Origin of the sequence: Rahnella aceris (genome assembly GCF_011684115.1) — a bacterium.
In the GTDB taxonomy this organism is placed as follows: Bacteria; Pseudomonadota; Gammaproteobacteria; order Enterobacterales; family Enterobacteriaceae; genus Rahnella; species Rahnella aceris.
The window spans coordinates 339,227-362,903 of the sequence record NZ_JAADJV010000003.1 but is presented as its reverse complement, the minus strand read 5'-3'; the positions used below and the strand labels follow the sequence as shown (position 1 = coordinate 362,903).

22 protein-coding genes and 4 pseudogenes are annotated in these 23,677 nt (G+C 49.8%); all 26 read left to right on the top strand.

Annotation, left to right across the window (positions count from 1 at the left end; genetic code table 11):
* Nucleotides 1-24: 24 nt before the first annotated feature.
* Entirely contained in the window at nt 25-492 is a 468-nt protein-coding gene (locus GW591_RS17130; protein WP_166861089.1) for a phage terminase small subunit P27 family, read from the top strand.
* On the top strand, nt 446-2,182 hold the full coding sequence (locus GW591_RS17125; RefSeq protein ID WP_159282902.1) for a terminase large subunit: 1,737 nt from the start codon (nt 446-448) through the stop codon (nt 2,180-2,182). The genes GW591_RS17130 and GW591_RS17125 overlap by 47 nt, the downstream gene beginning before the upstream one ends.
* A complete protein-coding gene (locus GW591_RS17120; protein ID WP_166861087.1) occupies nt 2,182-3,450 on the top strand; it encodes a phage portal protein in 1,269 nt (422 codons plus the stop codon). Before GW591_RS17125 ends, GW591_RS17120 begins: the two co-directional genes overlap by 1 nt.
* Before the next feature lie 18 nt (nt 3,451-3,468).
* A complete protein-coding gene (locus tag GW591_RS17115) occupies nt 3,469-4,143 on the top strand; it encodes an HK97 family phage prohead protease (RefSeq protein WP_166861084.1) in 675 nt (224 codons plus the stop codon).
* 2 nt (nt 4,144-4,145) lie between these two features.
* Nucleotides 4,146-5,303, top strand: coding sequence for a phage major capsid protein (locus GW591_RS17110; RefSeq protein WP_166861082.1), 1,158 nt, complete (start codon nt 4,146-4,148; stop codon nt 5,301-5,303).
* 39 nt (nt 5,304-5,342) lie between these two features.
* Nucleotides 5,343-5,669 (top strand): head-tail connector protein, encoded by a 327-nt coding sequence (locus GW591_RS17105; protein WP_191996264.1) that lies wholly within the window; start codon nt 5,343-5,345, stop codon nt 5,667-5,669.
* On the top strand, nt 5,669-6,013 hold the full coding sequence (locus tag GW591_RS17100) for a phage head closure protein (RefSeq protein ID WP_166861080.1): 345 nt from the start codon (nt 5,669-5,671) through the stop codon (nt 6,011-6,013). The genes GW591_RS17105 and GW591_RS17100 overlap by 1 nt, the downstream gene beginning before the upstream one ends.
* Nucleotides 6,003-6,380, top strand: a complete 378-nt coding sequence (locus tag GW591_RS17095) for a hypothetical protein (protein ID WP_166861078.1) — start codon at nt 6,003-6,005, stop codon at nt 6,378-6,380. The genes GW591_RS17100 and GW591_RS17095 overlap by 11 nt, the downstream gene beginning before the upstream one ends.
* Complete coding sequence (locus GW591_RS17090) at nt 6,377-6,787, top strand: HK97-gp10 family putative phage morphogenesis protein (protein ID WP_166861076.1); 411 nt, start codon at nt 6,377-6,379, stop codon at nt 6,785-6,787. The genes GW591_RS17095 and GW591_RS17090 overlap by 4 nt, the downstream gene beginning before the upstream one ends.
* A 13-nt stretch (nt 6,788-6,800) precedes the next feature.
* Nucleotides 6,801-7,256 (top strand): phage tail protein, encoded by a 456-nt coding sequence (locus GW591_RS17085; RefSeq protein ID WP_166861074.1) that lies wholly within the window; start codon nt 6,801-6,803, stop codon nt 7,254-7,256.
* Nucleotides 7,257-7,316: 60 nt separating this feature from the next.
* Nucleotides 7,317-7,658 (top strand): phage tail protein, encoded by a 342-nt coding sequence (locus GW591_RS17080; protein WP_166861072.1) that lies wholly within the window; start codon nt 7,317-7,319, stop codon nt 7,656-7,658.
* Between the two features lie 220 nt (nt 7,659-7,878).
* The gene (locus GW591_RS17075; protein WP_166861070.1) at nt 7,879-10,857 is read left to right on the top strand and encodes a phage tail tape measure protein; all 2,979 of its coding nucleotides are present in this window, start codon (nt 7,879-7,881) and stop codon (nt 10,855-10,857) included.
* Between the two features lie 3 nt (nt 10,858-10,860).
* Entirely contained in the window at nt 10,861-11,199 is a 339-nt protein-coding gene (locus tag GW591_RS17070) for a phage tail protein (RefSeq protein WP_166861068.1), read from the top strand.
* Nucleotides 11,196-11,339: pseudogene (locus GW591_RS17065) on the top strand (phage minor tail protein L); the annotation flags it as partial. The gene GW591_RS17070 and the pseudogene GW591_RS17065, both read left to right, overlap by 4 nt.
* A 48-nt stretch (nt 11,340-11,387) precedes the next feature.
* Nucleotides 11,388-12,014 (top strand): annotated as a pseudogene (locus GW591_RS24300) (phage head spike fiber domain-containing protein); the annotation flags it as partial.
* A 237-nt stretch (nt 12,015-12,251) separates the two neighbouring features.
* Nucleotides 12,252-12,857 (top strand): annotated as a pseudogene (locus GW591_RS17060) (phage minor tail protein L); the annotation flags it as partial.
* A gap of 2 nt (nt 12,858-12,859) precedes the next feature.
* Nucleotides 12,860-13,591 (top strand): C40 family peptidase, encoded by a 732-nt coding sequence (locus GW591_RS17055; protein WP_013577773.1) that lies wholly within the window; start codon nt 12,860-12,862, stop codon nt 13,589-13,591.
* Between the two features lie 60 nt (nt 13,592-13,651).
* The gene (locus GW591_RS17050) at nt 13,652-14,059 is read left to right on the top strand and encodes a hypothetical protein (protein WP_013577772.1); all 408 of its coding nucleotides are present in this window, start codon (nt 13,652-13,654) and stop codon (nt 14,057-14,059) included.
* Nucleotides 14,060-14,111: 52 nt separating this feature from the next.
* On the top strand, nt 14,112-14,690 hold the full coding sequence (locus GW591_RS17045; RefSeq protein ID WP_013577771.1) for a tail assembly protein: 579 nt from the start codon (nt 14,112-14,114) through the stop codon (nt 14,688-14,690).
* 60 nt (nt 14,691-14,750) lie between these two features.
* The gene (locus GW591_RS17040) at nt 14,751-17,936 is read left to right on the top strand and encodes a host specificity protein J (RefSeq protein ID WP_166861066.1); all 3,186 of its coding nucleotides are present in this window, start codon (nt 14,751-14,753) and stop codon (nt 17,934-17,936) included.
* Complete coding sequence (locus GW591_RS17035) at nt 17,937-18,251, top strand: hypothetical protein (RefSeq protein ID WP_166861064.1); 315 nt, start codon at nt 17,937-17,939, stop codon at nt 18,249-18,251. It abuts the gene before it with no gap.
* A gap of 1 nt (nt 18,252) precedes the next feature.
* Nucleotides 18,253-18,927 carry a hypothetical protein gene (locus GW591_RS17030; RefSeq protein ID WP_166861061.1) on the top strand — a complete coding sequence of 225 codons (675 nt, stop codon included), beginning with the start codon at nt 18,253-18,255 and terminating at the stop codon, nt 18,925-18,927.
* Nucleotides 18,928-19,051: 124 nt separating this feature from the next.
* Nucleotides 19,052-19,288 carry a phage exclusion lipoprotein Cor gene (gene cor / locus GW591_RS17025; protein ID WP_166861059.1) on the top strand — a complete coding sequence of 79 codons (237 nt, stop codon included), beginning with the start codon at nt 19,052-19,054 and terminating at the stop codon, nt 19,286-19,288.
* A gap of 58 nt (nt 19,289-19,346) precedes the next feature.
* Nucleotides 19,347-20,624 (top strand): tail fiber domain-containing protein, encoded by a 1,278-nt coding sequence (locus tag GW591_RS17020; RefSeq protein WP_166861057.1) that lies wholly within the window; start codon nt 19,347-19,349, stop codon nt 20,622-20,624.
* Nucleotides 20,625-21,800: 1,176 nt separating this feature from the next.
* Nucleotides 21,801-22,256: a DUF5680 domain-containing protein gene (locus GW591_RS17015; RefSeq protein ID WP_166861055.1), complete on the top strand. Its 456-nt coding sequence runs from the start codon at nt 21,801-21,803 to the stop codon at nt 22,254-22,256.
* Between the two features lie 712 nt (nt 22,257-22,968).
* Nucleotides 22,969-23,574: pseudogene (locus tag GW591_RS17010) on the top strand (porin); the annotation flags it as partial.
* Between the last annotated feature and the right edge of the window lie 103 nt (nt 23,575-23,677).

The following is a 23,677-nucleotide window of genomic DNA, read 5'->3' as shown; positions in this document are numbered from 1 at the left end:
ATTCTCGTTTGATGGGAGGTTTCTATGGCCGGTCGTCGCCCGAAACCGACCAAATTAAAATTGGTTACCGGTAATCCGGGCAAACGAAAACTGAATGACAAAGAACCCAAACCCGCCCGCGAAATCCCGAGTCCGCCGTCTCATCTGACGGATTGGGGGAAAACCGCCTGGGGCCGATTAACCGTTCTGCTTGATGGAATGGGTATCCTCACTGTTGCAGACACAATGGCCCTTGAGCGGCTTTGTGATCTGTATGCCGAAATCCTGCATTTGCGGCAACTCATCGATATCGAAGGGCGTACCTACACAACGAAGACCCAAATGGGTGATTTCCTGATCAAGGCCAATCCGGCGGTTTCAATGCTGGCGGATGCCGATCGTCGTTTTAAAAGTTATCTGGTGGAATTCGGCCTGACGCCTGCCGCCCGTACAAAGGTGCAAGTGAATGGTGGAGAAGAAGAAGACGACCCGCTCAACCAGTTCTTCGGTTGACGCGCCAACGAAATATGCGCGGGATGTCACCGAAGGGAAGGTGCTTGCCGGTCCCGATATTCGTAATGCCTGCGCCCGGCATTTAAGGGATTTAGAGCATGGTCCGGCCCGCGGTCTTTTTTGGGACGTTGAGGCGGTCGAACGAGCAATCACCTTTTTTGCGAAAGTCCTGAAACTCAACGGCGGAGAACATGAGGGGAAGCCGTTCATCCTTTTACCCTGGCAAACTTTTATCGTTGGCTCTCTGTTTGGCTGGAAAGCAGAGGATGGAACGCGTCGGTTTCGCATGAGTTACATCGAATCGGGGAAGGGTTCAGGTAAATCGCCGCTGGCTGGCGGGGTCGGCCTGTATTGTCTGGTCGCGGATAAAGAACCGCGCGCAGAAATCTACGCGGCGGCCACCAAAAAAGACCAGGCAATGATTTTATTCCGGGACGCCGTATCGATGGTCGATCAGTCTCCGGCGCTGGCGCAAAGAATTGTTAAGTCAGGCACCGGTTTGAATGTGTGGAACCTGGCTTTCCTGCAAACCGGTTCGTTTTTCAAACCGATCAGTTCCGATGACGGCCAGTCAGGCCCGCGCCCGCATTGCGCGCTGATCGATGAAGTACATGAACATAAAACCAATACCGTCGTTGAAATGATGCGCGCCGGTACTAAGGGGCGGCGTCAGGCTTTGATGTTCCTGATCACCAACAGCGGACATGACAAAACAAGCGTTTGTTATGACTACCACGAATACGGCCGCAAAATTGCGGCTGGGATGGAAGAAGATGACAGCTTTTTCAGTTTCATCTGCTCTCTCGATGAAGGGGATGACCCTTTTAAAGATGAGTCCTGCTGGGGTAAAGCAAATCCGTCGCTCGGCCAGACATTTACTGAAAAGTACCTTCGTGAGCAGGTTACCCAAGCGCGCGGCATGCCAGCGAAAGAAAGCATTGTCCGGCGCCTTAACTTTTGTCAGTGGGTCGATGCCGCTAACCCGTGGATGGGCAGCGATGTCTGGATGGGATGCGAATCTGACTTTGACCCGGATGAGATGATAGGAGAGGAATGTTTCGGCGGTCTGGATCTGTCAGGTACCCGAGATTTAACGTCGCTTGCACTGTATTTCCCTCATCGAAAACGGCTGATAGTGGAGTTCTGGACGCCAAAAGACACACTTCTTCACCGCGCTAAAACTGACCGCGTGCCCTATGACATGTGGGAGAAGAAAGGTTTTATTCATGCGCCGCCAGGGAACGCCGTCAAATACGGTTTTGTTGCGGAGCGAATTGCTGATCTTGCGTTGAAATTCCAGATAAAGGCGATCGCCTTTGACCAATACCGTATTAAGTACCTTGAACCCGAGCTCGAAGAGGCTGGCGTGGGTGTGCCATTGATCCAACACGGGCAGGGGTTCTATAAGGCAGCCGATTCCGGTTTGTGGATGCCTCATTCGATTGAATTATTCGAAGGGCTACTGGACGACAAAGAAATCGAAATCCACCTGAACCCTTGCCTGAGGTGGAATGCAGCATCTGCTGTTATCGAAACAGATCAGAAAAATAACCGTATTTTTGCAAAGAAAAAGAGTACCGGTCGTATCGATGGCGTCGTGGCTTCGGCAATGGCAATCGGTGCAGCTGATGGGGAGGTTGAGGAGGAATTCAACCTGGATGATTTTCTGTCGAGACCGATGAGCATGTAATGTCAGAAACCAACTATAGCATTGACCTTCGCACCAATAATGGTCTGTGGGCGCGCATGGCATCGTGGTTTGTCGGCGGCCGCCTGGTAACTCCGGATCAGGGTTCACAAACTGGGCCCGTATCGGCACATGGTCATTTAGGTGACTCATCAATCACCGATGAACGAGCCCTGCAAATTTCTACTGTCTGGGCCTGCGTGCGGTTAATTTCCACCGTAACGTCGTGTTTGCCGCTGGACGTCTTCGAAACGAAAAACGACAACCGTGCCAAAGTGGGACTGGATAATCCCCTGGCGCGTCTTCTGCGCTACTCGCCGAACCAGTACATGACCGCTCAGGAATTTCGGGAATGTATGACCATGCAACTGGCTTTTTATGGCAATGCCTATGCGCTGGTTGAACGAAACGGCGCAGGTGATGTGATCAGCCTTCTGCCGCTGAATTCGGTGAATATGGATGTACGCCTTGAAGGAAAGAAAATCGTTTACCGCTACAAACGGGATTCTGAGTACGCCAATTTTAACCAGAAGGAAATTTTCCATCTTAAAGGCTTCGGGTTTAACGGGCTGGTAGGCATGTCTCCGATTGCCTTCGCGACAAAAACGGCGGGCGTGGCGGTGGCAATGGAGGATCAGCAGCGTGAGTTTTATGCCAACGGTGCGAAATCCCCGAAAATTCTGTCTACCGGCGATAAGGTGTTAAGCAAAGTTCAGCGCGACCAGTTAGAGGAAAATTTTAAAGAGATTGCCGGTGGTCCGGTTAAAAAGCGACTTTGGATCCTTGAGGCTGATTTTAAAGCTGAGGATATCGGCGTCAGCCCGCAGGACGCTGAAACGATGGCGTCCCGTAAATTTCAGGTCAGTGAAATTGCCCGGTTCTTTGGTGTTCCGCCGCATCTGGTTGGCGATGTCGAAAAATCTACCAGTTGGGGAACCGGTATCGAGCAGCAGAACCTCGGTTTTCTGCAGTATACCCTCGCGCCTTATTTAACCCGATGGGAACAAACGATCTGGCGCTGGTTAGTCAAACCTACAGATATCGGGCGTATTCATGCTGAACATAACCTGGACGGGTTGCTGCGTGGAGATTCAGCTTCCCGCGCTACCTTCATGACAACTCTGGTCAACAGTGGCCAGCGTACGGTGAATGAAATGCGGCGGCTCGATAACATGCCGCCGCTACCGGGCGGCGATGTTGCCACCCGACAATCGCAGAACGTGCCGATTACTGAATTAGGAAACAAGAACCCCGCCAACAGCGGGGTTTAGTCATTTATGGGGGTAGCGATGCGCAGCATCAATAAAACACTCGCCTTTGATCAGGCGGAAATCAAGTTTTCCGGTGACGGCACGCAGGGCGTTTTTGAAGGCTACGCCTCTGTGTTCAATAACACTGATTCCGATGGCGACATCATCTTGCCTGGTGCTTTCAAAAACGCGCTTACCAATCAGACGCGAAAGGTGGCGATGTTCTACAACCACCGCACATGGGAAATGCCTGTAGGGAAATGGGAGAACCTCGAAGAAGACAGTAAAGGGCTGCTGGTGCGCGGTGTTCTGACGCCCGGTCACTCTCAGGCCAATGACCTGAAGGCTGCTATGAAACACGGCACCGTAGAAGGGATGTCTGTCGGGTTCTCGGCGGGCAAAGATGATTACAGCCTAGGCACATCGGGCCGAATTTTCAAAAACGTAGCGGCGCTGCGTGAAATCAGTATCTGTACTTTCCCTGCCAATGAGCTGGCCGGGGTTTCATCCCTGAAAAGCATCGACGGCGTGGAAAGTATTCGCGACGCGGAAGAGTGGCTGAGGGACTCAGTTGGCCTATCCAAATCAGAAGCACAGGGCTTTATTGCCCGCATTAAGTCTGCAGTTCGGAGCGAGTCCGAAGGCAGTGACAAAGAAATCACCGCTCTGCTCGAGCGTATTAAAAACTTCTCCCCACTCCAGATAGGAAAATAAATATGTCTGAATTAACTGATATCCAAAAGGCCATTGAAGAGTCCCAAAAGAATGTGACTCAGCTTTTTGAAGCACAGAAACAGGAAATTGAAGCCACCGGTAAAATTTCCAAACAGTTGCAAGATGATCTGGTGAAAGTTCAGGAAGAACTGAAAACCGCCGGTTCTCGTCTGTTCGATATGGAACAGAAATTCACTTCAGGGGCCGAAAATCCAGAGAACAAAAAATCGTTCTCAGAACGGGCTGCAGAAGAATTAACAAAATCTTGGGATGGCAAATCGTCCCATTTCGAGGCGAAAACCTTCAATAAGTCGCTGGGCAGCGATGCGGGCTCTGCCGGTACCTTGATCCAGCCAATGCAGGTGCCGGGCATCATTATGCCGGGGCTGCGCCGCCTGACTATTCGTGATTTGCTGGCGCAGGGGCGTATCTCCAGTAATGCGCTGGAATATGTCCGTGAAAATCTGTTCACCAACAATGCGGCGACGGTCGCGGAAAAGGCGCTGAAACCCGAATCAGATATCACCTTCAGTAAAGAGACGGCCAATGTCAAAACCGTTGCACACTGGATCCAGGCATCACGTCAGGTGATGGATGATGCCCCTATGCTGCAATCCTATGTCAACAACCGCCTGATGTACGGTCTGGCGCTGAAAGAAGAAGACATGCTGCTCAACGGCGACGGAACCGGTGACGATCTCGAAGGTATCAATCTGGTTGCTACCGATTATGACAGCAGCCTGAATGCCACCGGAGACACCCGCGCCGACCTGATTGCACATGCCATCTTCCAGGTTACAGAGTCTGAGTTCAGCGCCTCCGGCATCATTTTGAACCCGCGCGACTGGCACGGCATTGCACTGCTGAAAGATAACGAAGGGCGCTATATCTTCGGTGGCCCGCAGGCCTTCACCAGCAATGTCATGTGGGGGCTCCCGGTCATTCCTACGCGTGCTCAGGATCAGGGTACTTTCACCGTGGGTGGTTTTGATATGGCTTCGCAGGTCTGGGATCGCATGGATGCAAGTATCGAAGTCAGTCGCGAAGACCGCGATAACTTCGTGAAAAACATGCTGACTATTCTGTGTGAAGAACGTCTGGCGCTGGCGCACTACCGTCCAAAAGCCCTGATCAAGGGCACTTTCGAATCTGGCTCATGATATGACGGGGCGGGGCGGGGAAACCTGCCCTGATTTCACATGGCGATTGTAGTCACTGAAGTTGTGCCGATCGAAGAATTACGCCAGCACATTGAGTTTGATGGTGACGACCGTGATGCACTTATCACCCGTTATGCCCAGAGCGCGCTGGACCATTGCTTGCGTTGGTGTGATGACCCGGCATGGAAAGCTGCTGAAGATATCCCTTCGCCGGTCGTAACAGCCATGCTTCTGGTGTTTGGCGATATGTTTGAACATCGAACCAGTCAGACTGAAGTTCAGCTTTATGTTAACCGCGCTGCCGAAAGCCTGATGTGGCATTGCCGCAACTGGAGCAACACCACGCCCACAGAGGAAACATCCTGATGGAACCTGGTCGCCTCCGGCATCGCGTCCGGATAGAAGTCAAAACTGATGAGCGTGATGATCACGGTCAGCCAATAGGCTGGCGTTCAGTCGCAGAGTCTGTCGCTGCTGATATTCGCTCTGTATCAGGTAAAGAATTCATCAGCGGCAGCGCGGAACGAACCTCCGTCACCACGAAAATTTTCATGCGTTACCGGGATGACATTCGGGCAACTACGACGCGATTTATTGAAATTGTTGGACGAGGCAGCGGACGAGTATTTATCGTCACCGCCCCCCTGCCTACAAGGGAGCGTCGGAATATTGAGGTGTTGTGTACGGAGGATTTCAGCCGTGTTTACTGACCTGAAAACCGAAATTGAAGCGTTATTGCAGGTTAATGCCTACCCGCTTATTGGACCGCAAACAGAAAGCGAATTCGTGACAATTCAGCTTATCAGCGATCCGCCCATTGTTTCAGGAACGATTCGTACAAAGCTTGTGGCAGGGCGGTATCAAATCAGTTTCGTGTCTTCTCAATACAGCCGCACCGAGGATATGGATAAAACGTTGTGGGGCGTATGGCAAAACATTGTGCAGGGTTTTATCGGTACTTATCCAGTCCAGTACGTAGAGCGATCCGGACTATCAGAAAGCTATGACACAGCTGACGGGGGTAAATACCGGCGGGCGCGTGATTACATCTTCTATTACCCGGAGGGCGCTTCATGATCCGAATGGAGGTTCAGGGGCTGCAAGAACTTGAACGGCAACTTGAAGCTCTGGGGGAAAAAATTGCCGTGAAGGTGATGGCTTCTGCAGGAAAAGAAGCCATGCAGATTGTCAGCGACGATATGCAGCAGCATGCTGGTTATGATGCGGAAAGCACCGGTCCGCATATGCGCGACAATATCAAAACCACTTCACGTAATCGGATGAAAGACAGACGTTTCCTGACCGTCGTTTCTATCCGGGTTGGCCCATCCAAAGAACACACCATGAAAGCGCTGGCGCAGGAATTTGGCACTGTAAAACAGGTCGCCAGCCCGTTCATGCGTCCTGCGCTTGACTTTAACCGTTCCAAAATACTGAGCATTCTTGCGGTACGTCTCCGTGAGGGTATCGAAAACAATCGTTAAATGAGGCAATGAAATGGCAGATAAAAGCTCTCCGGAATACGCAATGCTTCCCGCTGGAACAGTTGTTCTGTGGGGGGGGATCGGCGATGCCGTAGCGGATATGCAGCCGCTGATTAACTGTAAAGCCCTCGGCGCGACAGGTGCCACGGGTTCCTTTGTTGACTGTACGACCCTGATTGATAAACAAAAACAGTTTATTTCTGATCTGCCGGAAGGCCCGGAAAAATCACTCGGATTTGTCGATGACCCTTCTAACACCAGCTTTACCGCTTTCATCAATGCCGCAGAACAACGTCAAACCGTGCAGTTTTACATCCAGTTGCCGAACGGACGTACTGCGACAATGGTGATGGCACTGTCCGGCTGGCAACTGAACGAAATCACGGCTCCGGCCAGTGATGTTATTCAGATCACGGTCAACGGCAAACAGAACAACATCGACTGGGGCTACACGGCGCCGGGCAGTTAATCACCATTCTAAAAACCTTTGAGGCCTCCATATTGGCGGCTTTTTTAATGGAGAATTTTAATGAAAGACCTTAAATCCCGCTTGCTGTCCCCCGAAACTGTCGCTCATCCCATCGTCTTATTGGGTACGGAGCTATTTATTCGCCGACTCACGGCCTACGAACTGGCAGATTTCGAAGACAAAGCCGCGCAACTTCGTGCTGAGGGTAATACCCGGGACATGGCGCTGGCCGGTGCCTCACTCGTTCTGAATTCCCTGGTCGATGAAAACGGGTTACCGGCTCAAGATCTGCCAGCCCCGGACGAATTAATGAAGTCCCATTCCTATGCGTCGCTCATTGAAGCGTTGACCAAAGTGCAGCGCTACAGTTACGGCACGCTCGAGGAAGCGAAAAAAAACTAAGGGACTCCCCCTGGCTGACGCTGGTTTTCTCACTGGCTGAGCGCTTCGGGGAGTCTGACCCACGTAAAATTGCCAACTTACCGGCTGATATTCTTTTGCATTGGGAGGCTTGGTTCTCTCTTTCAGGCACCGTCGCTTCAACTGAGCCGGTGTCGCCGGTTGTTTCCACCAGCACCCACGCTGACCGGCAGTGTGCCGACGTTATGAGGATCCTTGGACAATGAGTGATGTCGCAAGCCTGTCAGTTGCCCTGCATCTCAATTCTGCCACCTTCAAATCTCAGATTACGGATGCGTATCAGAAAGCGGGGCAGGCCAGCAAAAAATTCAACGAGCAAGCGACGTCTCAGGCAAACGAACTGTCCGACGCCATTGCAAAGACCGTCAGCGCGGCAAAAAATATTGGCGGCCAAAGTGCAGGCTCCGACCAGTTTGCCGGAGCGACCCGTGGCGCAGGCCAGCTTAACTTTGTACTTCATGAGGTGGCTGCTGGAAGCAACATTGCCAGCAGCACGATCATTAATGCACTGATCCCAGCCGTTCATTCCCTGAAAGGCCAGCTTGATGGTTCTACCAGCGGGTGGCAGGCACAGCAGGAAGCTGCCAAGAACGCGGCTGCTGAACTTGCATCAGCTGCTCAGGCTCAGATCGCGGCGGCGCAGGCTGAAAAGCAGGCTGCCATTAACAAAGCCGCAATTGCTGAAAAAACGATTGTCGCCGCCCAGGCTCAGCGGGATCAGGCGATTGCGCTGGATGAGTATTACGCCAAACAGACGGAAGTAAACAAACTCTATGGGCTCAGCGTTAGTTATCAGGATGAACACCTGAAAAACGAACGTGCGATCATCGAAGCGAACAGGCTGGAAGCCAGCGGGCTGGAAAAACTGAAAGCGGCAAAAGCTTCTGCAATCGCCGCAGATTTGGCGGAAATAGAAGGTAAAGCTGCGCTTGTCGGGGCTACAGAAGCAGCGGCGGCGGCCAACACGCAGCTTTCTATAACACAGCGGATTGCCGCCACCAGCAGCCGTGCTTTGAGTGGTGCGATGAGCTTGCTTGGTGGACCTGTTGGCATCGGGCTGAGTGTTCTGGCCGCGGGCGGCACACTGCTTTACACCGAATTCAAAAAAGCTGAAGAGCAAACCAAAAAACTCAATGCTGCCGTGCTCAACCTGAGCACTTCCTCCCTTGTCTCAGCCTCAGACCTTAAAAAACTGAATGGTGAACTGGGGAACACTGACGCCGCGGTCGATGCCATTACTGCATCAGCTAAAGGCGGATTCAGCGGCCAGATGTTAACGAACGTCGCCACACTGGCAAATGCCTATGCGCAGGCCGGTGGCAGTGCTCAGGATTTGGTTAATTCTCTGACGTCGCTTCGCGGTGACCCTTTGTCAGCGATGGAAAAACTGACGGCATCAGGCGTTGCTCTGAGTAGTTCCGTCATCAGCCAGGTCATGGCGCTAAACCAACGCGGTGAAGCTGCGCAGGCCAGTCAAATTCTGATCGAGACGGCAATTCAGGCAGAGAAAGAGCGTCTTGCAGAACTGGGGATTGAAGTCGATAAGACCGCCGAATCGGTGAAGAACCTCGGGATAATGTGGGGAACTACCGGTGAGCAATCCTCCATAGCGCTCGGTGGTGCTATCGACAAGGCCAAGGTTGCACAGCAGCAGTTTGATGATGTTTCGCGGCGTTTCATTGCATCCAGTAAAGCCGGTTATGCGGAAGCACAAAATGAAAGGCTAAAAAATTCAGCTGGCCTGAAGAATTATCTGACCGAGGGAACCAGCGCTGCTGAAAAACGCGCAGCAGCCATCAAAAAACTCAACAACAGTATTTATTCGTCCAATTCATCAGAGTATCAGAACATCCTGATGGGGATTAATGACGAATACGATAAGGCAACCAAAAAACGCAAAACAGGGGGAACTGGTGAGAGCGAAGGCCAGCGCGCTCTGGAACAGGCTCAGCAGCGTAATGCTGTGCTGCGTGAGCAGGCACAAACCACTGATGCGCTGACCGACTCGGAACGTCAACTTGCAGCGTTTGATCAAAAAATTGCGGGTCTGAAAGGCCAAACCCTGAATGCCAGCCAGCAGAGCCTGGTCAACATGCAGGGGCAAATCCGCGCGCAGATGCAGTCAAACGTCCAGTTGGAGAAAGAAGCGGCGTTGCGGAAGGTTTCGCAGAAATACCAGGAAGAAAGCCGTAAATGGACGGAAGAAGCGGATGCCATGCAGCGCGAAGCTGCGATTAATCTCGGTAAATACAGCCAGTCTGACAGCGAATCTGAAGATGCTGATGCGCGAAATGCCATTATTAACCGGTTTAATCAACGCCGGATCGCGCTTGAAAAGGACTTCACGGATAAATCCTCCACGGAATATCAGGCCAGACTGGCAGATCTGGAGAGTGCCAAACAGCGGGAATTGCAGATCACCGAGCAAACCAACCAGGACAAACTCACCGCTGAGCAGGATTACAGCGCGGGTTTCCGCCGCGGTACGCTCAACTGGATTGACAGCGCCCGGGATGCAAACAATCAGATGGCCAGCTTCTCTTCAGGCCTGTTCGACAGCATGTCGGATTCTCTGGCGTCGTTTGCAACCACGGGGAAATTCAGTTTTAGCGCATTTACCACGTCGGTCCTGTCCGATCTGGCAAAAATTGCAGCCCGGGTCGCTATGTCCAGCGCGCTTGAAAGCATCTTTGGTTCTGCCTCGAGCTGGTTTGGCTCCTCTGGCGCAGTTTCTTCAAGTGCTGGCGCTGCATCAAGCGGCTTCTCCACCGGCGCATACAGCGGACTTACGCTGAATGCAAAAGGTGGGGTTTATGACTCTCCGAGCCTGAGCGCATACAGCAACGGCATCGTCAGTTCGCCGACCATGTTCGCTTTTGCGAAGGGGGCCGGATTGATGGGCGAGGCGGGGCCGGAAGCCATCATGCCGCTCACGCGGGGATCTGATGGTTCGCTTGGGGTGCGCGCGGTCGGAGATAGTTCTGCGGCCACGACCACCTCTGCTGCACCTCAGGTGTATATCACCATCGACAGCAACGGCGATTCCTCATCGCAGTCCACATCTGGCTGGGAACAATTCGGTTCACAGATCGCCAACTATGTTAACCAGCTCTATCAGCAGAATAAATCCAAGGATTTACGCCCTGGCGGCGATATCTGGAATGCGATTAAAAGCAGGTGATAAATGGCTATTGAAACATTCACATGGTATCCGCGGGTGAGCGCCGAAGCTGATGTAAAACACCGCGTAAGAAAGGCCAGTTTTGGCGATGGTTATACACAGGTCACGGGGGATGGGATTAACCCGCGCACGCAAGAATGGAATCTGAGTTTCATCGGCACAGAAGAATATATTCAGCCCATTCTGGACTTTCTCGATCGCATGGCAGGGACTAAATCATTTCTCTGGAAGCCACCACTCAATCCGCTAGGCTTCTGGCGCTGCGATGAATATAAAGCGGTAGCAATGGGGGCAGATAATTACACCCTCACTGCCACCTTCGAACAGGCCTTTAAACCATGATAAACAGTGATTATCAGAAATTAGAGCCGGGCGATACTGTCCGGCTGTTTGAAGTGGATGGCACTGCTTTTGGCACCGGTGAAGTCCTCAGATTTCATAATTACAATCTGGCTTACACCGAAGATGAAATTGCCGCGGCTAATCCACTGAGTCCTATCAATTTGACAGAAACCACGCTGGATAATCGCGTGGCCTTCCAGCGCGCTGGCGCGGCCAGTTATATCGGTCAGGATGGGAAAATCTACCAGGCAGCGGCTAACCAGTGGCCGCTTGAACTTGTTGGTAGAACAGAGCCTGAGCCTGCAGCAACTAACATCCTAAAATATTCCGGCAATATAGGTGTGTCCAACTGGACAAAAGGGGCCATGACAATTGTCACGAACCGGCCTTCACCAAATAATGGAATTTCAGCCACAAAATTAACCCCATTAACATCTAACGGTACTCACCAGCTGGTGCAAAATGTCTCTGGTTCGCTTTCTCAAGGGGATACGTTAACGACATCAATTTTTGCAAAAGCTAATGGATATAGTGTCTTGCAGATAATCTGGGGTGCTGGCGTAAATGGAATCAGCGGGTCTTACGCGAACTTTGACCTCAATACGGGGGTTACTCAAGGAAATGCCGACAACATTCAAATCGTCCATTTGGCTGACGGATGGTTTTTCTGTAGCGCAACAACCTTGGTATCAGGATCCGCCAGTACCACGGGGAATGTCGGATTTGGTGTTATTCAGGATGTCTCTCAAACGCGGTCACCTTCCTGGACTGGTGACGGCGTTAATGGGATTGATATCTGGGGGCCGCAGGCAGAAAAGGGGCCTCAGCCAACAAGCTATATAGCAACCAGTGCAGCCGCGGTAACACGTCCAGCAGCGGCCGCCACCATTCCTGCCAATGGTGCTTCAGGAATAAAAATAACTTATTCAACCGGCGAGACAGCCAGTCTGTCTTTCGGGTCTGCCGGTTCAATTGCGCTACCTGCAGCAACTAAGCCGTGGGGCACCCGTTATATCACCAAAATTGAATATATTGGTGGGACACCGGTTTACGACGAATCAAAACTGCCTGCAAAATCCATCTGGTGGCAGGGTAACGAATATTCAGCGTGGCCGGTTCAGATTGAAGGCATTGAGGCTTCAACAAGCGGCAGCGGCGCGCAGCCGAAACTGACCGTGGCGAATCTTGACGGGTCGATTACTGCGTTGTGTCTGGCTTACGATGACATGCTTCAGGCTGTGGTGACCATTCACGATACGCTGGCGCAATACCTCGACGCCCGAAACTTTGCTGGCGGGAATGCCACGGCGGACGCCACGCAGGAGAAGTTGCAGGTTTTCTACATCGACAGCAAGAGCATGGAAACCAACATCTCCGTTGAGTTCACGCTGAGCAGCCCGATGGATTTGCAGGGGCTGATGATCCCGACGCGGCAGCTTCATTCTCTCTGCACCTGGTGCATCCGTGGCAAATACCGTTCAGGGGATGGCTGCGATTACGCCGGTACCAACTATTTCGATAAGCACGGTAACCCCGTTAGCGATCCCTCGCTCGACGTGTGCAACGGTACGCTGAACACGGGCTGCAAACCTCGCTTTGGGCCAAATAACGAATTGCCATTCGGCGGCTTCCCGGGCACTTCTCTGATTAAGAGCTGATTATGCGTGATAAAACCCTGCAGGCTATTTTTGAACATGCCCGGCAGAGCTACCCGCACGAATGTTGTGGCGTGGTAGCGCAGAAAAGCCGGGTTGAGCGTTATTTTCCCTGTGCCAATCTGGCAGCCAATCCCACCGAAGATTTTCACCTCGATCCCGTGGGTTATGCTGACGCCGAAGACTGGGGAACGGTTATTTCCATCGTTCACAGTCACCCTGATGCAACGACACAGCCCAGCGAACTGGATAAAGCACAGTGCGATACAACCGAATTACCCTGGCACATCGTGAGCTGGCCGGAGGGGGATTTTCGTACCATTCAGCCGCGCGGTGAATTGCCCTTGCTCGAGCGACCGTTTGTGCTCGGGCACACCGATTGCTGGGGTTTGGTCATGAGCTATTACCGGCAGACACACGGCATTGAGCTGACCGATTATCGCGTTGATTATCCGTGGTGGGAGAATGACTATCCGGATAACTTTTATCAGGACTGCTGGTATGAATGTGGGTTTCGCGAATTCAGCGGGCCACCAGTGCCAGGTGATATGGTGATCATGCAGGTTCAGTCCAATAAGTGGAATCATGCGGGAATCCTGCTCGAAGGCAACATGCTACTGCACCACATGTACGGCATGCTCAGTAATCGAGTTCCTTACGGCGGATACTGGCAGGAACGAACTATGAAAATTGTAAGGCACAGAGATTTTTATCAATTCAGCAAGAGAGTTTTCTAGCTTCCAATTGCGTAAGTTAGGAATTAGGATTACTCCGAACTTAACTTATGGGATAGGGATATGAAGAAGTTGTTTGTGGTATTTGCAGTTTTAATTCTTGCGGGTTGTGCTCGGCCTCATGGACCTGCAGAAAAAATATTGGACCCAGAATTAGTCACTCCTAAAACTGGCGTTGCTCAAACTAAAGTTACTGTAACAAGAAACAAACAATTCATTGGTGGTGGCAGCGGGGGACTTTGTAAGTTCCTAGTATCAATTGACGACAAAGAGGTAGCGTTATTGCGTCAAAACCAATTTGTTACAGCTTATCTTAATAACGGGCCTCATAAATTAAAAGTAAGTAACGATTGCAATGTAATGTCTATGGGTATGCGTAAAACGTTAGATATTATTGGGGATGGACAAGACCAAGAATATATAGCGGAACAAGGTATATGGGGGCAGTACAGGATGTGGCGCGAAAAATAGCCAATATAATTAATATTAAATCGCCGAAAGGCGATTTTTTTATGGAGTAAATATGCAAGAATTAATGACTCGAATTGAACTCGGAGGTTCGCTCGGTAAAATTTTTGGTAAATCTCATTACCGACTTATTCGCACTGTTTCAGAAGCCGGAAGAGCGCTTAGTTGCACCATTCCTGGATTTGAAAGATATATGAATAACAGCAAAAAAAGAGGCATTACTTATGCTGTATTCAAAGGAAAGAAAAACATTGGTGAGGATGATTTAGGTTATCCGGTAACAGGTGATGCAATTCGTATTACACCTGTAATTATCGGCAGTAAACGAGCAGGGCTACTACAAACAATACTCGGTGCGGTACTGGTCGTTGTTGGAACATTAACATCTGCATATGGTGGTGGTGTGCTTATCGCTCCTGGTGTGGCTCTAATGGCTGGCGGCGTCATTCAAATGCTATCCCCGCAGACCGCCGGTCTCGCCAGTAAGCAGGATGCAGACAACCAGGCTTCCTATGCCTTCGGCAGCGTTACAAATACGGCCGCTCAGGGCTATCCTGTTCCGCTTCTTTACGGAAAGCGCCGGATCGGCGGCGCGATTATTTCCGCCGGTATTTATGTAGAAGACCAGCAATAATCTCATCCCCCAATCCTTACCTCTAAGGTTGCTTCGGCGGCCTTTTTTTATGGGCGCAATATGGCAACCGCAACCAAAATAAAAGGCCGCAAAGGTGGCAGTTCTTCATCACGCACGCCCGTAGAACAGCCAGATGATCTTCAATCCATCGCGAAGGCAAAACTGCTTATCGCTTTGGGCGAGGGGGAATTTGGCGGCGGCCTGACTGGGCAATCAATTTATCTGGATGGAACGCCGCTGCTTAACAGTGACGGTTCAAGCAATTTCAGCGGGGTGGCGTGGGAGTTCCGCGCCGGGACGCAGGCGCAATCCTATATTCAGGGATTGCCGGGTACTGAGAACGAAATTAGCGTCGGCACTGAGGTGAAAAGCACAGTTGCCTGGACGCACACTTTTACTAATACCCAACTCTCAGCTATTCGCCTGCGGCTGAAATGGCCGTCTTTATTTAAGCAAGAAGATGACGGTGATCTGGTTGGGTATTCGATCAATTACACCATCGAATTGCAAACCGACGGCGGAGCATTTCAGACGGTAATCAACACAGCAGTTACTGGCAAAACCACGTCAGGATACGAGCGCAGCCATCGCGTTGACCTTCCACCGGCTGGCACCACCTGGACAATTCGTCTGCGCAAGATTACTGCAGATGCGAACAGCGCAAAGATTGGCGATGCAATGACGATCCAGAGCTACACGGAAGTCATCGATGCAAAACTTAGATATCCGAACACCGCACTGCTGTATATCGAATTCGATTCCAGTCAATTCAATGGCTCCATCCCGCAAATTTCATGCGAGCCACAGGGCCGCGTTATTCGCGTGCCTGATACTTATGATCCGGTAACACGAACTTATAGCGGTACATGGACCGGTGCTTTCAAGTGGGCATGGTCAGATAACCCGGCGTGGGTTTTCTATGACCTTGTGGTCACTGACCGTTTTGGCCTAGGTAACCGGCTTACCGCGGAGAACATCGACAAATGGGAACTTTACCAGGTCGCACAATATTGCGATCAGATGGTTCCAGATGGAAAAGGCGGTAACGGCGCAGAGCCGCGTTATATCTGCAACGTTTACGTACAAAGTCGAAACGACGCATATACGGTTTTGAGAGACTTTGCGGCGATTTTCCGCGGCATGACGTACTGGGGCGGGAATCAGATAGTTGCCTTGGCTGACATGCCGCGTGATATCGATTACAGCTATACCCGCGCGAACGTCATCGATGGCCAGTTCAGTTACTCGAGCAGCACGACCAAGACCCGTTACACAACGGCCCTTGTGTCATGGTCTGATCCGGACAATGCCTATGCTGATGCTATGGAGCCAGTTTTCGAGCAGGATCTGGTTACGCGCTACGGGTTCAACCAACTTGAACTGACGGCTATTGGCTGTACCCGTCAGTCAGAGGCAAACAGGAAAGGGCGCTGGGGTATCCTGACCAATAACAAAGACCGGGTGATAACTTTTGGTGTCGGGCTGGATGGCATGATCCCGCAGCCGGGTTACATCATTGCGGTTGCTGATGAAATGCTGTCGGGAAAAGTGACCGGTGGCCGCATAAGTTCAGTGAACGGTCGCGCGATTACTTTGGACCGCGTGCCGGATGCTGTTGCTGGTGGCCGGCTGATTTTAAATCTTCCATCAGGTGCAGCTCAGTCACGCACAATTCAGTCGGTGTCGGGGAAGGTTGTCACCGTCACCACGGCTTACAGCGAAACACCAGAGTCCGAAAGCATCTGGGTGGTTGAGTCAGACGAGCTGTATGCGCAGCAATATCGCGTGCTCAGCGTGGCTGACAACAACGACAATACGTTCACCATTTCCGCGGCGTATCACGACCCGGATAAATATGCGCGCATCGATACCGGCGCCATTATCGACGAACGCCCGATCAGTGTTATCCCGCCGGGTAACCAGTCTGCACCGGCTAATATTCAGATCGGCTCTTATTCTGTGGTCAATCAGGGGATCAGCGTTCAGACCATGCGGGCTACGTGGGACGCAACGACGAACGCTATCGCATACGAGGCACAGTGGCGCCGTAACGATGGGAACTGGGTAAACGTTCCGCGCAGCTCTACCACGTCGTTTGAAGTGCCTGGCATTTACGCTGGCCGCTATCTGGTGCGTGTGCGTGCCATTAACGCAGCGGAGATATCAAGCGGGTGGAGTTATTCGGTTGAGGTTACGCTGACCGGTAAAGAGGGTAATCCACCGAAGCCGGTAGGTTTCACGGCCACCGGTATTAACTGGGGTATTCAGCTGAATTGGGGCTTCCCGGAAAACACTTCAGACACCCTAAAAACAGAGATTCAGTACACGCCGAACTCTGATCAATCTAATCCGCTGTTGCTGTCCGACGTTCCCTATCCGCAGGCAATTTATACGCAACTGGGGTTAAGGGCAGGTCAGGTATTCTGGTACCGCGCTCAGCTGGTGGATAAAACCGGAAATGAGTCGGGCTATACCGACTGGATCCGGGGGATGGTGAACGACAATGCAGATGATTATCTGGGCGATATTGCGGATGACTTCCTGAGTTCTGCCGATGGTGACCGGCTGACTGGTGATATTGAAACCAACATCGATGCCATCTTGCAGAATGCACTAAACCTCAACTCGACCATTGATCACCAGTTCGCTCAGAACGGTGAGGTACGCGCTAATATTTTGACTGTAAAAACTACTGTCGCCGAGGTTGATCAGGCGATGGCTGATTTAACAACTCAGGTGCAGGCACAAATCGGTGACGTGACTGCGGCGCTCGAGGACAAACTGACAGCTGTTGTTGATGCCAGCGGCGCTTCAGCTATTTACACCCTGAAAACGGGCGTGCGGATCGGTGGAGTGATGTACAACGCCGGGATGTCTATTGCCGTACTGGCGCAGGCAGGCCAGCCGGTGGTGACGCGAGTGGGCTTTAACGCAAACCAGTTCGTGCTGATGTCGGGATCAGGTGACACGCAGTATTCACCATTTGCCGTGGTGAATGGCCAGGTGTTTATCAGTGATGCGTTTATCCAGGACGGGACGATTACAAATGCGAAGATCGGCAACTTCATTCAGTCTAACAACTACGTAGCGGGTGTATCCGGCTGGCGTTTGGATAAGGGCGGTACTTTCGTGAACTACGGTTCTGGTTCCGGCGGAAAGATGAAAACCACTAACACGACGATCAGTGTCGCTGACGCCAGCGGCGTACTGCGAGTCCAAATTGGTGAGCTGACAGGGGTATTCTAATTGGCTAGCTATGGTATTCAAACATGGAGCGCCTCGGGAACGCCGAATAATACTGGTTTAGTAAAGATCCTGATACTGGGTTCTGTCTATCTCTCAAAAGACCAGGTATCCGGGGCATGGTCGTATTCGGTACCGCCAGGTTATAAGGTGGCCGCGATGCAGTCGCCAGTTATGGGAGCCGAGCTTTCATCAGCCCGACGCAAAATAACCACGACAACGACCGGCGTCTCGCTTTCGAGCGCCGGTGCAGATTATTCAACCGGTACATTCACGGCAGCTGAGGGTTGGCTGATCGTCTACTTAGTGAAGCAATGACATGGCAAATTACGGGGCAATACTGGTCGATGAGTACGGTATTCCGTTCTCAACACCAGACACGACGCCGATGAGTCTGGTCTCAAAGAATGTGTACAACTTTGGCGGAAGCGGAGGTGATATTAATTTGGCCGTATCCGTATCCAGCCCCTTTGTTCTCGCCTTCAAGTCCGATGTAACCGGTGTTTATGGAAGGTTGAGTAATAATAGTGGTGTATACACACTCACGGTAGGCAGGCTTGCTGGTGGGAGTGTGGGAAATGTCACTGTTTATATTTTTGGTATCGTCATCCCTCAGCCCAAACCGGCGTGGGGGATAGCGATAAACAATGCTCAGGGACAGTGCATACTGACCAATGAAACCAAGGTCATGAATCCACCTATCGCTGTTGGAACGCCGGGTAATCCGGCCAACCTTGGGTACAACATAGATACCACACTCAGTGGGAATTATGCGGTAATGCCGCAGATGACTGGCTTAATGGTAGGTGTCATTCATTCTGGGGGGGCAACGCGCCCTTTCCAGTCACCCATTCAGACCTATGCATATTTCAACGGTTCAACCACTCGAATATCCTCCACACAGACAGTCAGTCCGGGAGGCGATCAGCTTGAAAATGTTGGCTATGCAAATTCAAACGACATGATATATACAATTGATATATCCGCTTATTAATCAATGCATTGCTACTTACGATCGTTTTTAACGATCAATTTCTATTAATTGATCTATCAAACTAATTATACCGCCATAAATATCGTTGTTATCGTTCCAGTATCAATATTCAAGGGACAGAAAAATGACAAAAATCATGATGGCAATTGGTCTGGCGGTTTTGGTCTCCGGGTGCTCAGGCATCCTTGAGAAGCAGCATCCTATCTGTAGTGGTACGGCACTCATTGGCGGGCAAGAAACGTCGGTGCAGATTTATGGCGTCCGTCAGGTCGCTCATCAAACTCAGTATCAGGCTGGCGATCCGTTCGGCTGGCGCTGGGTCAGTAAAACTAATTTCATCCGCACAACGTGCGATAAATGATGCAACCCTAATTATCTAAAACCCGCTCCGGCGGGTTTTTTTATGCCTGGAGCAAAACATGTCGGCAGGAACCATCGCATTAACCAATAACTCAGCAACCGTGTCGGGTACCGGAACCGCGTTTACCACCGACTTAAAAACAAACGACTTTATCGTCGTTATTGTTGGTGGTGTGACCTATACCTTAGGAGTCAAAGTAATAGCATCCGCAACATCACTAACGTTAATCACCCCATATGGCGGACCAACCGCCACCGGTAACGCATGGACAGCGGTACCCAATGCGACACTTGTAGGGATTACCGCTCAAGTCGCTGCAGATGTGGCCAAAGCCATTCGCGGTTTGAATCTGGACAAGGCCAATTGGCAACAGGTATTCAGTGGAACGGGTACAATCACGGTGACGCTGCCCGACGGGTCTACTTATACCGGCCCTGCATGGAGCAACATCACGACGTCATTGGCAGCGAAAGCGGCTAAAGGTGCTAATGGGGATATTACGTCACTTACCGGCTTAACGACTGCACTGTCGATAGGCCAGGGCGGTACAGGAGCAACGACAGCCGCGGCAGCACGCACGGCTCTGGGGGCCGCTCCATTGGCGTCACCGGCATTCTCCGGTAACGGCTCGATATCAGGTAACTTTACCGTGGGAGCGCAAGTTTCAGCGGGGCCTGCAGGGTTTTACACTCAAGGATTAAATAACCCAGCAGTTCAAGGCTCTTATATCGGTTGGAACGGAACCGGCCTAGTTGGAGGTGCTGATTTCCTGTGTAATCGTGGGACTGGCGATGGAGGCTTCCGCTTCCGTACTGTCAATAATACAAACACAGCGGTAATCACAGATTTCACCATGCTCAATACGGGTCAAGGTGTCTCGTCTGCGGGGTGGGTGGCAGTATCTGACATTGACGTTAAGATGAACGTTGTCGAAATTGAACCGGAAAAAGCGCTATCAGCACTCACCTCATGGCGGACTTGCTCATGGGATTACTGCGATGTCCCGAGCGAATACGACGAAGCCGGAAAAGTAATTTCGGTAACAAAGGGCGCTAAAGGTTTTGGTTTCATTGCGCAGGACGTCCAGAAAGATTGTCCTGATGCAGTCACATTGACTAAAAACCCGCAGCTTTATATCGACGAGGAAGGGGAGTTCTTCGCGAAAGAGGATACGCTATCGCTCAACACCCTTGGGGTATCAGCTGCATATACTGGTGCTGCTATTAAAGCATTAAAGAAACGCAATGAAGACCAGGCAGAACTTATCTCAGCTTTATCCGAACGGCTAAAACAGATCGAGTCAACGCTTGGGATTAACAACAAACCTGCTTCATAACTTTCTTTCCTTACCGAAAAGTAACCGACATAAACAAAAAAGCCTTCGCGAACGAAGGCTAGTGAATTATCACCAAATTTAGTTTAGGAACAGGAGTGTTACTCCTCTGTTGAGGATAGCTCATGAAGTAGATTTGGCTTAAGTAAATGTAGTTTGTAGTTAAAAAAACCCGCGTTAACGGCGGGTTATCAGAAGATAGGCACTCATGGCGCCTTGGCAGGCTTGCTGCTCTTGTGTCAGCTATTCTTAGTTTAGATGAATTTTGAATAAAGTTTATAAGCGGTAGATACTTTACAAAAAATCTCCGGTTAACATGACTAATATCATTTTTGTTAGTCGGAGTTACTATGCAAGGTGTTGATTCTGCCTATCAAGAGGCATGCAGGATGATTGGTGAGTGTTACCTTATGCTTGCGGAAGATGAGGGGGGAGTCAGTCGGAGGCGTATGGTTATATGGCTGGAGCGAGTCCAGGAAGAAGTTGTTGATTCGAACAGTAAACAAAATGATGCCTTACAGTTAGCGATACAACGCCTAAAGGGTTGGTAGTATACAGGCAAAAAACTCGGCTCTGTGGCCGGTTTGGATTAGTTAAATGACTTAACTAAATAATTTTTGCGGTGCATTCCAAAGGGAAGGGTTATTAAGGTGTATTAGCTCAGACTTGACCTGACACAACTACGGCACAGAGCCAAATCTGATCAGACAGGCAGTTCTGTGCCAGAAGCGGAAGTTGTTAACATATAGTGCATTAATCAACAGGGAGCAGGTCATCATGAATGTGCTGATCTGATCCTGATTGCGGCCAAAAGTCCGATTTATTCAACAAAGCCAGGGATGGTGCTAAAAGATTATATCCAGCCATAGGGGTAATTGAAAAAATTGAGTGCACAAGTGATTATTAGTAATGAGATGTATTATTTAGATTGATTTTGTAAAAAAGCTTCAAATAAATTCCGTTCTTAAGGTTTTTCTAAGGTTACTCATGCATAGTTAGCATCATGAGTAATACGGACTCTCATAGTTGACGTTAAAATTTCATGGGAAGCGAAGATTCCGACATATTTATAAAACAACTTTTATGAATGCTAAGTATTTTTAAATTTCATACCTTTTTAATACATTGACAATTCTAAGGACTTATTATCTGCATGAGATTAAAATTTCGAGAGTGTAAATGGAAGAGTTTTTAATAAAAGCAAATCGTTTTCTTTATAGAAACCCTGAAAATGTAATTATAAATTCATTAACAGGGGGGGATATGAAAGTCATTGAATATAATGATGGTGGCTATACCTATAGAAATTACTTTACGGAGGGGAGGAATATTTACGGGCAAGTAATTATTTCATTTAAAAAATTCCCCATATGGGTTATGCAGTATCAAGGCGGTGCAACCAATGATAGAATTGATGAAATAACCATTCGCAAAATGAAAGCTTTATCAATGAAAAATCAAGGCCTTGCAGATGAACTCTATCCTATTAGAGGGCCTCGAGAAAATAAATCTTCGGGTTTCTTTTATTCCAATACTCTTTTTGGTTCTATCCAAAAATTCCAGGGACAAGAAACAATACAATTTAATGACGAAACATATTACAATCTAATTTTATCAGGAGGGATGTTAGTATGATTCTCCCCCCTTCACTAAGATTCCGGCATACCGACCACAGCTAGCTGACATCAATTGGCCGGAAGCAGTCGTTTAACCAGCTTCTAACCATAGATTGTCTGGACTGATCCGATAGACGATCCTACCCTATAGTTCAACTACAAAATGTCATTTCTGACATCAGTTGATATCCGCTTCTCGCTCTCAGCAGACCTTCAGCGTCACGTTTTTGTCTGCTGTGTGCCACAAAATTTCGGCATTTGATGCTAGTTAGTATCCTAATTTCTAATCAACCTCTTCATCATAGGAGTGAGTAAATTGAAAATTGATTGGCATAGCTCATTACTGACCAGTGCCACTAGCATTGATAAAAAATCGAGGGTTATTCCGGTGGGCAAAATGAGCATGCTGTCGCCAAAATAGGTCAAGATATCCCAAAGCAAGACGTAGCCCTCGACGATGAATAGTAAATACTTCAAAAGAATCAATCGGAAAGTGTGGCATCTCAAGGTAATGGGCTGAACTGTGTTTTTCTATCCATCACACGCTTTGTCCATTCGGCCAAGATCAGCGCATTGACATTCGGCACACCGGCCATATTTCTTTTGTTGTACACCCGCTTAACAAGCATAAACTACCATGCACAAAACAAACTGGGTATGCATACAGCAATATTTGTCTTAGTAAAATAAAACCTTTCTGCAAAACTAAATTTATTCCTCATGAATTCATGGGGATGCGTGGTGGGATTTATTTACGCAAACAAGCTGAAAATCAAGTTAATAATCATATTAAACATATAGTTAATGGACATTTCACTTCCTACGACTTCGGTATGGGTATCACTGCGGGTGCCGCGTATGCATCATCTGACCGTACAAACGATCAGACGACTTCTGCAGGTGAGAATTTTGCAGGAGGGGATAAAGCTGATGTCTGGACTGTGGGTACAAAATATGACGCAAACAATGTCTATCTCGCTACGATGTATTCCGAAACGCGTAATATGACAATGTTTGGTGAGAGTGGTGTTGCAAACAAAACGCAGAACTTCGAAGTAACCGCACAATATCAATTTGATTTTGGATTACGTCCTGAAGTGTCTTACCTGCAATCTAAAGGTAAGGATTTGACTGCAGACGGCAGTAATACTTCTGATAACAACGATAAAGATCTGGTTAAATATGTTTCTGTTGGCGCGAGTTATTACTTCAACAAAAATATGTCCACCTACGTTGATTACAAAATTAACCTGCTGGACAACGATGATAATTTCTACGAAACCAACAAAATCTCTACCGATGATATCGTGGGTGTAGGCTTACAATATCAGTTCTAATCTCCGAAACTTCTCATAAAAGAATCTGAGTACCAAAACCCATCTCCGGATGGGTTTTTTTGTGCCTTAAATCGTGGCTTTCTGTGCGTTTAAGAGGTGTCTG